Source organism: Pedobacter sp. Leaf132 (assembly GCF_920984695.1).
Lineage (GTDB): Bacteria > Bacteroidota > Bacteroidia > Sphingobacteriales > Sphingobacteriaceae > Pedobacter.
The window spans coordinates 324751-337532 of record NZ_CAKLBO010000001.1 but is presented as its reverse complement, the minus strand read 5'-3'; the positions used below and the strand labels follow the sequence as shown (position 1 = coordinate 337532).

General features: G+C 36.4%; 13 protein-coding genes. 1 reads left to right on the top strand and 12 read right to left on the bottom strand.

The window, feature by feature from the left end; translation table 11 throughout:
* Window positions 1–245: 245 nt before the first annotated feature.
* A complete protein-coding gene (locus LUA86_RS01455) occupies window positions 246–1904 on the top strand; it encodes an SUMF1/EgtB/PvdO family nonheme iron enzyme (RefSeq protein WP_231458766.1) in 1659 nt (552 codons plus the stop codon).
* 46 nt (window positions 1905–1950) lie between these two features.
* On the opposite strand, the gene LUA86_RS01450 is transcribed toward LUA86_RS01455, so the two are convergent.
* The 12 genes from LUA86_RS01450 to LUA86_RS01395 form a co-directional block, all read right to left on the bottom strand.
* A complete protein-coding gene (locus LUA86_RS01450) occupies window positions 1951–2451 on the bottom strand; it encodes an acetyl-CoA carboxylase biotin carboxyl carrier protein subunit (protein WP_231458765.1) in 501 nt (166 codons plus the stop codon).
* A 2-nt stretch (window positions 2452–2453) separates the two neighbouring features.
* The gene (locus LUA86_RS01445) at window positions 2454–3038 is read right to left on the bottom strand and encodes a DUF4159 domain-containing protein (protein WP_231458764.1); all 585 of its coding nucleotides are present in this window, start codon (window positions 3036–3038) and stop codon (window positions 2454–2456) included.
* A 122-nt stretch (window positions 3039–3160) separates the two neighbouring features.
* Window positions 3161–3865 carry a 16S rRNA (uracil(1498)-N(3))-methyltransferase gene (locus tag LUA86_RS01440; RefSeq protein ID WP_231458763.1) on the bottom strand — a complete coding sequence of 235 codons (705 nt, stop codon included), beginning with the start codon at window positions 3863–3865 and terminating at the stop codon, window positions 3161–3163.
* An 8-nt stretch (window positions 3866–3873) separates the two neighbouring features.
* A complete protein-coding gene (locus LUA86_RS01435; protein WP_370634300.1) occupies window positions 3874–5229 on the bottom strand; it encodes a hemolysin family protein in 1356 nt (451 codons plus the stop codon).
* A gap of 71 nt (window positions 5230–5300) precedes the next feature.
* Complete coding sequence (locus tag LUA86_RS01430; RefSeq protein ID WP_231458761.1) at window positions 5301–5852, bottom strand: inorganic diphosphatase; 552 nt, start codon at window positions 5850–5852, stop codon at window positions 5301–5303.
* A gap of 2 nt (window positions 5853–5854) precedes the next feature.
* Complete coding sequence (locus LUA86_RS01425) at window positions 5855–6511, bottom strand: DedA family protein (protein WP_231458760.1); 657 nt, start codon at window positions 6509–6511, stop codon at window positions 5855–5857.
* A 46-nt stretch (window positions 6512–6557) separates the two neighbouring features.
* The gene (locus LUA86_RS01420; RefSeq protein ID WP_231458759.1) at window positions 6558–7931 is read right to left on the bottom strand and encodes an NADH-quinone oxidoreductase subunit N; all 1374 of its coding nucleotides are present in this window, start codon (window positions 7929–7931) and stop codon (window positions 6558–6560) included.
* A gap of 3 nt (window positions 7932–7934) precedes the next feature.
* Window positions 7935–9398, bottom strand: a complete 1464-nt coding sequence (locus LUA86_RS01415) for a NuoM family protein (protein ID WP_231458758.1) — start codon at window positions 9396–9398, stop codon at window positions 7935–7937.
* A gap of 20 nt (window positions 9399–9418) precedes the next feature.
* Window positions 9419–11320: an NADH-quinone oxidoreductase subunit L gene (nuoL, locus tag LUA86_RS01410; protein WP_370634281.1), complete on the bottom strand. Its 1902-nt coding sequence runs from the start codon at window positions 11318–11320 to the stop codon at window positions 9419–9421.
* A 13-nt stretch (window positions 11321–11333) separates the two neighbouring features.
* Complete coding sequence (nuoK, locus tag LUA86_RS01405) at window positions 11334–11663, bottom strand: NADH-quinone oxidoreductase subunit NuoK (RefSeq protein ID WP_010601897.1); 330 nt, start codon at window positions 11661–11663, stop codon at window positions 11334–11336.
* Window positions 11663–12166 (bottom strand): NADH-quinone oxidoreductase subunit J, encoded by a 504-nt coding sequence (locus tag LUA86_RS01400; protein WP_231458757.1) that lies wholly within the window; start codon window positions 12164–12166, stop codon window positions 11663–11665. The genes nuoK and LUA86_RS01400 overlap by 1 nt, the downstream gene beginning before the upstream one ends.
* Window positions 12167–12278: 112 nt before the next feature.
* Window positions 12279–12782 (bottom strand): NADH-quinone oxidoreductase subunit I, encoded by a 504-nt coding sequence (locus LUA86_RS01395; RefSeq protein ID WP_231458756.1) that lies wholly within the window; start codon window positions 12780–12782, stop codon window positions 12279–12281.

Sequence of the window (12782 nt, the reverse complement as noted above, 5' to 3'; positions counted from 1 at the left end):
ACCTAAACCTTTTAAACTAATTTATTTGAAAATCGTATAAGGCAATAAGCACACCAATTTATACCTGCTTTACAGACAAAAATCTTTAATCTAAATATTTTAAACCAAACACAATACATTGATTATTAATACGTTTTGCATTAAAAAAAGCATCTACTATATTTATTAACACAAATTTTACGAAATCATTTAAAATTCCGTAATTTTACGAGTTGAATAAGCTCATATCCATGATATTGCATCATATGAAAAAACAATTACTATATTCTTTAACCTGCCTTGCTGCTGTAGCCCTTCTATCTTCTTGCGGTGGAAACAAAGGAGGCGTATCCAGTAAAACTGGTATTCCTTATGCTGATAAGAACAACAAAACTTATGGCAGTTTTACTGTAGCATCTCAATACAAGCGTGCCCCCGGGCCGGGCTTAATTCCTATTGAAGGTGGGGTTTTGGTTGTAGGTGGAAGTGCAATTGAGGTTGCAGGGGTTGAACCAAATATTTACAATTACAAAAGACAAGTAACTGTACCTTCTTTTTACATGGATGAAACGGAAGTTTCAAATACGGATTGGCTTGAATATTTGCATTGGATAAGAACGAGCTATCCGGAAGACAGAGAATTTTATTACAATGAATTACCTGATACTTTGGTGTGGCGCCGTGCGCTATCGTACAACGAACCATACGTTGATAATTATTTAAGACACCCGGCATATAGAGATTACCCGGTTGTTGGTGTAAGTTGGGAACAAGCATCGCGTTTTTGCGAATGGAGAACTTCTCAGGCTAACGAATACATTCTTCGCCAAAAAGGTATTTTAACGGATTACAAAACATTGGCTCAGGGAAATAACCCTGCTCGAGGTAATACAACTACTGCCGCTGCAACAGCCAGACCTGATAAACCTTTTAATACTGATGCTTACTTAAACGGTCAGTATGATGATAAAGGTAAAAATGCACCAAAAGACTATAATGCTAAAGCTGGCGCATCTGTGGGTGCAGCTGGTGGAAGAGGTGGTAACGCAGTACCAACCAGAAACGCAACGTTAGAAGATGGTGTAATTATGCAACCATACCGATTACCAACAGAAGCCGAGTGGGAATATGCAGCATTAGGTTTAATTGGAAATACAGAATACGAAAACATTAGTCAGAATAAAATTTATCCATGGAATGGCCTTGGCGTTAGCTCTGCGGCAAAAAAAACCAGAGGTTTAGTACAAGCCAACTTTAAAAGAGCACCTGGCGACTATATGGGTGTTGGCGGTTCATTAAATGATAAGGCTGATTTAACGGCTCCTGTTCGCTATTATGCACCAAATGATTTCGGTTTATTTAATATGGCTGGAAACGTAAATGAGTGGGTTAATGATGTTTATCGTACAGGTACTTTTACTGATGCTGAAGCTTTTAATCCTTATCGTGGTAACCAATTTCAAGATAAGCAGCTTGCTGATGCGGCAAATGGAAAAATTGCTTTAGATAAATATGGCAAGCCGATTAAAGCAAATGCTTACTCGGGTAAAAAATTAACATGGGCTGAAAAACAAGCTTTAGCAAAAAGAGCAGATTCAATTGCTAAATCTCCAGATCCAACTGCAATGGTAACTTCTTATCAGGCTGATGAGCGTGGATATCGCGACAGACAAAACAAATTGCTTAACGATGAAGGTATTTCACTGGTAAACGATAAATCAAGAGTTTATAAAGGTGGTTCATGGAATGATATGGCTTATTGGTTAAATCCGGCAACGCGTCGTTTCTTACAACAAGATGAAGCATCAGCAGAAGTAGGTTTCCGTTGTGCAATGACGATGCTTGGAGCGCCGGAAATTAGTACGGCTGGCAAGCGAAACTTTAAACAAACGAAGCCAAAAGCTTTTAATCCTCCTAAGAGATAATATAAAAGAAGCCCTGAAAATATCGGGGCTTCTCTTGTTATAAGCTTTATTTAAACTGCAGGAGCACCTGATTTTTTTCGACCTTATCGCCCTGTATAACCGCTATTTTTTTTACGATACCATCCGTTGGAGATTTAATAATGTTCTCCATTTTCATGGCTTCTAATATCAAAAGGTTGTCGCCTTTTTTTACTTCCGTGCCTTCTTTAACAGCAACACTTAAAACTAACCCTGGCATTGGTGCTTTAATTTCGGCTATTTTAGCTGATGCGATGTTGTCTAAACCGAGCTGTTTTAACAATTGGTCGAATTTATCTTCAACCTTGAGTGAATAATTATTTCCATTAACCCGAACGGTACATGTTTTATCCATTCTGTTAAGCTCAACAATTTCTGCGTTAAAAGATTTGTTGTTGTAAATAATATTAGTTGCATTAGCTGCTGTATCACTTACATCAACATTTAATTTTGAGCCATTTAAATAAAAATCACTTGCTTTTTCTTCAAGCTCAAACTGAAAATTATCGTTAACTTTTATTTTATACATAATTACTGAGTTAAAGCGTACTGAATAAGATTAGCGCCCATTTTTAAAGCCTTGGAGCGAGTTTCCTGCGTATCCTCAGGGTAAGTTCCAAAATCTTCCCAACCGTTGCCTAAATCACACTCAAAGGTATAATAACAAACAACTCTTCCTTTAAAAATTAATGCAAAACCTTGAGGCCTTTTATTATCATGTTCATGGATTTTTGGCAATCCACCAGGGAATTTAAATTTTTGATTGTAAATAGCATGATTTGCCGGCAACTCTACAAAACTCAGTTCAGGAAAAACCTTTTTCATCTGTGGCCGAATAAATTTATCTAAACCATAATTATCATCGATGTGAAGAAAACCACCACCAACTAAATATTGTCTTAAATTTTTAGCTTCCTGGTCACTAAAAACAACGTTTCCATGCCCCGTCATATAAACGAAAGGAAAGTTGAAAAGTTCTTTACTGCCAACTTCTACAACGCTTTCATCAGGATAGAAATTAGTTTTAAGATTAGCATTACAAAAAGCGATTAAGTTGGGAAGTGCTGTCCTATCGGCATACCAATCTCCGCCGCCATTGTATTTTAACTTAGCCATTCGATAAGATGGTGGTGATGAAAATGAGTAAAGGCTAAGGATAAATGACAAAATGCTGAAGCAAAATAGCAACCTTGCTATTTTTGAAATTCGGAATTTGATTTTTGAAAATTTCAAACTAACTATCGGTTTAGGTAATTGATTTCGAAACAGGCTGCAAGGGCTGCAGTTTCTGTTCTTAATCTGTTATTACCTAAAGTTAGGGGTTTAAAGTCTTTATTCAAAGCTTGTTCAACTTCGTTAGGTGTAAAATCACCTTCCGGACCAATTAATACTAAATATTTTTGAAAGGGATTTACTAAATCTGAAATGTATTTTTTATCTGCATTATCAATACAATGAGCAATTAGTTTGTTTCCTTCAAACGGTTGCTTCATTAAAGAATCGAAAGAAAGGGCTTCATTCATTTTTGGGTGATAAGCCTTTATGGATTGCTTAACCGCCGAAGTAATAACTTTATTTAAGCGATCTTCTTTGACTACTCTACGTTCAGATCTATCGGTAATAATCGGCGTAATTTCATCAATACCGAGTTCAGTAGCCTTTTCTAAAAACCATTCAAGGCGATCGATATTTTTAGTCGGTGCAACTGCGATGTGCAGATAATGGTTTCTTTTACCGTACTCGGCTTCGGCGCTAATAACTTTTAGCGTAACCTTTTTTGGATTATCGGATGTAATTTCTGCTGTAAAAAAACCACCCACACCATCAACAAGGTAAACAATAGCGCCAACCGGCAATCTTAAAACCCTTATACAATGTTTACTTTCTTCTTCGTTAAGTGTGTAGGAAGAATCAGTTATATCAGGGGTATAAAAAATATTCATAGTTGAAATTAATGATTATCAACCATATCATCTTCGTTTATAACCAATTCTAACTTAACGGTTTCGATATTTTGTTCTGTTTTCTTAAGGATGGTAAACAAATACCCATAAGATTCATTGCTCTCTCCAACTTCAGGAATACGCTCAAACACGTGAGAAACTAATCCACCTATGGTATCAAAGTCTTCATCTTCCGGCAAATCGTGAGGCAGATGTTCGTTTACATCGTACACCGTAGCGAAAGCATTTACAATGAATTCATTCTCTGCAATTTTTTCTACCAAGGGTTTTTCCTCGTCATACTCATCCTGAATTTCGCCTACAAGTTCTTCAACAATATCTTCAAGGGTTACCATTCCGGCAGTGCCACCAAACTCATCCAAAACAATCGCAATTTGTATGCGGTTACTTTGCAGCTCGCTCATCAAATCGTTAATCTTTTTTGTTTCTGTAACGAAATAAGGTTTACGTATAATGTCGTTCAATGTCCAATGCTGATTACCTGATGCAACCAATGGCAAAATATCTTTGGCATGGATAATACCAACAATCTTGTCCATAATTTCATCATAAACAGGTAAACGGGAATAGCCTTCCTTAATGATTTTATCAATAACATCCTCTTTAGAAGAAGAAAGCTCGATACCCGAAATTTTGGTTCGTGGAACCATGATGTTTTTTACAACACGCTCATTAAAATCAAATACATTTTTGATGAGCTCGTGTTCGTTATTATCTAATGCACCACTCTCCTTACCTTGATCGAGCAGATATTGTAGTTCTTCAGAACTGTGCAAAGATTCATGTCCTGCTGAAGTATCGATACCAAATGGCTTCAAAATAACAGCTGCAAGGCTGTTTAATGTCCAGATGAAAGGCTTAAACACTACATAAAAAATCTGTAGCGGAACAGATACAAAAAGTGTTGTTGCTACAGGCCGTTGTATTGCAAAAGATTTTGGAGCCAATTCACCAAATACAATATGCATAATGGTAATAAGCGAGAAAGCTACAATAGTAGATGCTGTGTGGATTGTTGCATCACTAAATCCCCATTGCAAACTATCAAAAAGATTTTTGAAAATGGTATGCATAACACCTTCACCAACCCAACCTAAACCAAGTGATGCAAGCGTTATACCTAATTGTGTTGCGGCTAAATAACCATCCAAATTATGAATAATGGTTTTGGCCATTTTGCCAACTCGACTGCCCGATTTTGCTTTTATTTCGATTTGTGATGCCCGAACTTTAACGATTGCAAACTCTGCGGCAACGAAAAATCCATTTAATAGCACCAAAAATAGAGCAAAAAATAACCGCCATCCTACTGAAGTTTCATCAGTTTCCTTTAAGGCAACCATCGCCAGGTTTGTTGATGGAAGGATTGCGCTTAACTTTAAATTTAAAAACAAACAGACCGTGGGTAAATCCATTATGCTAATTCTCTAAATGTTGTATTATAAAGTTCTATACTTTCTCTAATTACTTTATGTGCATAACGAACGCCAAGCAAATGCTCGATAGTTACATTTTTTTCTTCTAATGCTTTGTAATCCTGAAAGAAACGAACAATTTCTTTCATTGTATGTGGCGGCAATTCATCTAAATCGTTGATATAATTTACCGACATATCGTTTTTAGCAACAGCGATAATTTTATCATCCTGCTCGCCATTATCTACCATGTGCATTACACCAACAACTTTAGCTTCAATAACCGTCATTGGGTAAACATCTACAGAGCAAAGCACCAAAATATCTAATGGATCTTTATCATCACAATACGTTTGTGGAATAAAACCATAGTTAGCCGGATACATTACTGATGAAAAAAGAACCCTGTCTAACTTAATTAAACCAGATTCTTTATCTATTTCATATTTAGCTTTTGAGCCTTTTGGAATTTCTATAATTGCATTTACAATTTCAGGTACGTTTGCACCAGGTGATACGCTATGCCAAGCGTGGTTTTCTTCTTTTGCCATTTTTAATTTAAATCTGTCTTTTCCTCTTCAGCAGTTGTTACTTTATTTTTTACAAAGGTAATTAATAATGGTATAGTTGTGATAAGGATAAAGCCAATAATAATATATAATAAGTAATCGTTAATTTCTTTTTCAAATTTTCGGCCCAAAAAATAACCCAATAAGGTTAGCGAGCAAATCCAAAGCAATGCGCCAACAATATTATAAAGCGCAAATTTTTTAAAGTCTAGTTTTACAATTCCTGCAAAAATAGGCGCAAAAGTTCTTACAATAGGCACAAATCTGCCCATAATTAAAGCAAATGCACCTTGCTTATTGTAATAATTCTCAGCTGCTTTTAAATAGCGTTTCTTAAAAAAGAAACTATCCTTTCTGGTATACAATAGTGGACCAGTTCTTCTACCGAACCAATAACCCGTAAAATTACCTGAAATTGCAGCTACGCATAATCCGGCCAATAAAACAGCAATGTTAACATCAAGTTTGCCAGTAGCAACAAACATGCCAGCAAGAAATAATAAATAGTCTCCAGGTAGGAAAAAACCAAAGAATAAGCCTGTTTCCGCGTAGATAACGAATACAACGAGATAGAAACCGCCTTCCCTCAATAATTTTTCGGGAGAGATTAGATGCTGAAGGTTAGTCCAAAAATCGTGCATATTCAATTATTCGTAAAACTACAAATAATTATCTAACAAGTTACACCTATATCAGGTTTAAAATAATTGCCGGATAAACGCCCAAAACTAACGTAATCGCAACTGAAACCGCCAACACAACTTTGTATTGTGCTGGCGTAGATAATTCAACTTCTGAGCCATCTTTAAACCACACCGCAACAATTACCTTAAAGTAATAATAGAAACCTACTAAAGCATTTAAGATAGCGAAAGCCACTAAAAGCATTTTGTACTCGCCCATTACATTCAGAAACATTAAGTATTTCCCAATAAAACCAGCCGTTAAAGGAATTCCGGCTAATGAAAGCATGGCTATAGTTAAAGAAATGGCCACTAAGGGATTTTTCTTTCCTAAGCCGTTAAAACTTTCAAAGCTATCGCTACCTGTTTTTTGTTTTACCAAAATTAAAACCGCAAACGCGATGATTGAGGCGAAGGTGTATGCTGCAGCATATACTAAAACACTGTTTTGAGAATTAGCACCAATAACAACTAATGAAAACAATAAGTAGCCCGCATGAGAGATACTCGAGTAGGCCAGCATACGCTTAAAGTGTTTTTGGAACAATGCAGTAACATTACCTATAAACAAGGTGATGCAAACAATAACAATTAAAGGTGCAACCCAGAAATCGTGAAGTGGTGCAAAAGCATCAGCAAATAACCTTAAGAAAGCTGCAAAACCTGCGGTTTTCACAACAGTACTCATGAAAGTGGTAATCAACGTTGGCGAGCCTTCGTAAACGTCTGGTGTCCAGAAGTGGAATGGAGCAGCACCAACCTTAAAGCATAAACCAATCATCATTAAGATAACACCCGGATAAAAAATTGGAGAAATTGCTTTGCTGTTATCAACTAAATAAGCTTGAATTTTATCTAAATCGAATGAACCGGTAGCACCATAAATTAAAGTGATACCAAATAATAAAAAGCCGGTTGAAAAAGCACCCATTAAAAAATATTTCAACGAAGCCTCGTTCGAGGCAAAATCTTTTTTACGAATACCAGCTAGGATGTACAAACTTACCGACATAATTTCCAAGCCAACAAACAACATCGCCATGTTTTTGTACGATACCATCATAATCATTCCCGCAAGGGCAAAAAGAATAAGGGTATAATACTCGGCAATGTTATCACTCTTAGCGTGAAAATAATTTTGTGTTAGTAAGAAGATTAAAAGTGTGCCGATAATACAAACACCCGAAAATGCCAAAGCAAAATTATCAGTTTGCATCATCCCGAAATGAACAGCATTGCTATTCCACGCAGCACATGTAAAACCCAACGCATTTAATAAGCCAACAACTGTAAGCGGCAACAAGGCTTTCTTTGCTTTAAACAAACCTGCATAAAGTACAATAAAAGCGGTTATACTAATGGTTATAATAATATTCATTGCTTATTTTACTGATGTTAATTTTTGATTTACCTGTTCTAACAAATGTTGTACAGATGCTTCTGTTAAGTGCAATAATGGTTTCGGGTAAACACCCAAAACAATAATTAAAGCACAAATAATATAAAGAACCAATTTCTCTGTTCCTTGAATGTCCGTAAAAGTGATGGTTAAATCGTTTGTTTTACCAAGCATTACATTTTGGTACATGCGTAACATATAAACCGCACCAAAAATGATGGTTAAACCCGCAACAGCTGCAGCCAAAATGCCATAATTATAAACGCCCATTAAAAGTAGAAACTCGCCAATAAAACCATTTGTTCCTGGTAAGGCTACTGTTCCTAAAACGATGATTAAGAAAACAATGGCTAGTTGCGGTGCTGATTTTGCAATACCCCCCAGTTCTTCAATTTTATTGGTTTTAGTTCTTGAGAAAATGATGTCTAACACGAAGAATAAACCGACTACGTTAATACCGTGACTCAACATTTGAACCATTGCGCCTTGTAAACCTTGTTGATTTAATGCGAAAATACCTGCCGAAATTAAGCCAACGTGAGCGATAGATGAATAGGCGACTAAACGCTTGGCATCTTTCTGTGTGAAAGCAATTATAGAGGCGTAAACAATACCAATGATAGAAAGTACCATAGCTAAACCCGACCAATCTTGTACACCTGCCGGTACGATAGGCAGTAACCATCTGATTACACCATAAATACCCATCTTTAACATAATACCTGATAACAACATGGTACCTTGCGTTGGCGCTGCTGTATAGGTATCTGGTTGCCAGGTATGGAAAGGAAAAATCGGCATCTTAATCGCAAAGGCAATAAAGAAAGCCCAGAAAATCCATCCTTGTTGAGCGCTATCTAAATTTAATTTATAAAATTCTGCTATTTCAAAATTGTTAGCCGGGTTTTGTAAATACAAATAAATAATACCCATCAGCATAAATAATGAACCAGCAATCGTATACACGAAGAACTTCATGTTAATGCGGATTCTATCTTTTCCGCCCCAGAAGGCACAAATGAAATAGATTGGGATTAATGCCGCTTCCCACCCAATATAGAATAAGAAAGCGTCCATCGCAGTGAATACCAACAATAAACCCGTTTGCATAAATAAAATCAATGCATAAAAGGCAGAGGGGTTTTTATACTCGTGTTTATAGCTTGATAAGATGATAATAGGAATTAGCAAATTGGTAAGCAATAACACAAGCATGCTTATCCCATCTATACCGGCATGAAAACGAATCCCTAAGTCAGTAATCCATGGCAGGTTAGCCTCAAATTGCGTACTTGCATTAGGAATGAAGTTACATGCAATAAACAATGCCAATCCCAAAGATACTACTGAAATTACAGTAGAAACTATTTTAGCCGATTTACCTGCAAATGCCGTAATAATAGCACCTAAAAGCGGAAGAAATATAAGTAGTAAAAGTTGTTCCATTATTTATTTTTGAACCCTTTTTATATGTAATAAAATGTATAAGCAAGCAATGCGATGATACCAATAACCATCATAAAAATATAGAAACCTACATTTCCACTTTGTAATAAACGAACGCCTTTACTCGCTTCGTTTGTACTCCAACCTAATCCGTTGACAATTCCATCAATAAATTTAGTATCGATTATTCTGTAGAAAAATCTTGAGAAAGCATCTAATGGTTTTGTAATGATGAAATCGTAAATCTCATCTAAATAAAATTTGTTGTATGATAATTTTGCGAGTGCAGAACGTGGCGCTTCATCAGCTACAGGTACACGGGCACCTTTTACATATCGTGTATAAGCGTATAGCAAAGCTACAATTGCAGCCAAAACTGAAACGCCCATCAAAGTAAATTCAGTTGAATGACTTAAATCTAATTCATGTTGCGAAACATCAGCACCTGTTAACCAATGTGCTAACCATTCGTTTCCACCAAAAACATGAGGGATATTTATTGCTCCACCAATAGCGGCCAAAATTGCCAGAATTATTAATGGCGTAGTCATCGCCACAGGCGATTCATGAACATGGCTTTCTTCATGATGGGTTCCACGATATTTTCCTGAGAAAGTAAGGAACATCAATCTGAACATATAAAATGCTGTTAAGAATGCTGTCAGCACCCCAACTCCCCATAAAATAGGACTTGCCTGAAAAGCATGTGCTAAAATTTCATCTTTTGAGAAAAAACCAGAAAAGGGCGGTAAACCTGCTATAGCAATTGTACCAATCATCATGGTTAAAAATGTAATCGGAAGTTTCTTTCTTAATCCACCCATGTGACGCATGTCTTGTTCGTGATGCATAGCATGAATAACCGAACCAGCACCTAAGAATAATAATGCTTTAAAGAATGCGTGAGTTAATACATGGAAGAATGAACCTGTATAAGCACCAACGCCTAAGCCTAAAAACATGTAACCTAATTGTGATACTGTTGAATAAGCCAATACTTTTTTAATATCGGTTTGAGTTAAGGCGATAATAGCGGCTACCAACGCCGTTGCGGCACCAACAATTGCAATGATGTTTTGTGTTACTGGTGCTAAATCAAACAATACACTCGAGCGGGCAATCATATAAATACCTGCGGTTACCATTGTTGCCGCATGTATTAATGCAGAAACAGGTGTTGGACCGGCCATTGCATCAGGTAACCAGGTAAATAATGGCAATTGAGCCGATTTACCACAAGCACCAATAAATAACAATACTGTAATCAGAAATAAAGTATTTTGACCAGGCAACATATTTGCAGCCTGAGGGAAAACCTTTGCAAATTCTACACTACCGAAAGTATTAAAGATTAAGAATACACCTAACAAAAAGCCTAAATCACCTATACGGTTCATCACAAAAGCTTTTTTCGCTGCCGATGCATAGGCACTATTTGTATACCAGAAACCGATTAGAAGATATGAGCATAAACCTACACCTTCCCAACCGATAAACATAACAATATAGTTTGAGCCCAATACCAACAATAGCATGAAGAACACAAACAGGTTTAGGTAGGCAAAGAATTTACCAAATCCTGCATCATCATGCATGTAGCTGGTAGAATATAAATGGATTAAAAAACCTATTCCGGTTATAATCAAAAGCATGATTGAACTTAATGGATCAACCAGAAATGATAAAGGAATGTGGAGTGTGCCTGCGCTAATCCAATCGAATAAAAATACTTCGTGAGATTTTTGTGTATCGCCTTGTAAACTAAAGAAAATAACCACGCTGATAACGAAAGAAGCTAGAATAACGCCACTCCCAATAATACCAACAAGCCCTTTAGATAAAGAGTTTCTGCCCAGTCCATTAATTACAAACCCTAAAAAAGGAAGTAACGGAACTAACCAAATCAATTGTTCTATTGTCATTCTTAATATATATTTACCACTTAAGGCGATTTAAAACATTAATATCTATCGATTTCGTATTTCTATAAACCATTACGATAATCGCCAAACCAACTGCAACCTCTGCAGCAGCCAGCGCCATAATAAAGAATACGAAAACCTGTCCGGATGGGTCGTTACTATGAACAGAGAAAGCCGTTAAAAGCAAATTTACTGCATTTAACATCAACTCAACCGACATAAAAATTACGATTGCATTTCTACGGGTTAAAACACCAATTACGCCTATCGTGAAAATAATTGCACATAAGTAGATGTAGTGATTTAGCGGAACGCCTGCCATTTGTGTAGTTAAATTTTCCATTATGCTTCTACCTCATCTCTTTTAGATAATAAAACGGCTCCAACCATTGCTGCCAATAGTAATAGAGATGATAACTCAAACGGCAATAAGAAAGGACCGAAAAGCTCTTTTCCTAAATTTTCTACCAAACCTAAGCTTTGATTTTTCAATACTAATGGGCTGTTAATACTTGCCGCTTTGAAAGACCCAACTAAAGTAACCACCAGGCAACAACCGGCAATTACGCCCACAATTTTTATTAATGGCGATTTTACCGGCTCGGTTTCCTTGTTAAGGTTGAGGAGCATTAGCACGAATAAAAATAAAACCATTATGGCACCCATATAAACGATAAAGTTTACAACTGCCAAAAATTGAGCATTCAACAATACATAATGTACCGTAAATGTGAAAAAGGTAAGGATTAAGTACAAAACGCTATGGATAGGATTTTTTGCAAAAATCACCATCAGCGAAAAGATGATACTTAATGTAGCTACGAAATAGAATACTTGTGTACCCATTAATTTGTTATTTTTTTGTAGACCTCGTCATTGCGAGGCATGAAGCAATCTCATTTTTATAGTCATTGCTTTAGGATTGCTTCGTTCCTCGCAATGACGGATTGTGTTATAACTATTTTTTCATCTCTAACGGAGCTTCAACCAACTTATCTTTTCCGTAGATAAAATCTTTACGAAGGTAATCAGCAGGAACAATTGGTCCGTCTAAGTAAATTGCTTCCTTCGGACAAGCCTCTTCGCATAATCCGCAGAAAATACAACGCAACATATTAATTTCATAAGTTGCAGCATATTTTTCTTCACGATATAAATGCTTCTCTTCATTTTTACGTTCAGCAGCAATCATAGTAATTGCTTCAGCCGGACAAGATAATGCACATAAACCGCAAGCCGTACAACGCTCTTTACCGTTTTCATCGCGTTTAAGCGAATGCATACCTCTAAAATTTGTAGAGAATTCGCGTTCTACTTCCGGATATCTTACAGTAGCCTCTTTCTTGAATAAGTGGCTGATGGTAATACCCATACCTTTTGCAATTGCAGGCAGGTACATACGCTCCATAAAGCTTAAAGGCTTTTGCTCCAGTACTTTTTTCTTATTACTTAATGATTCCAT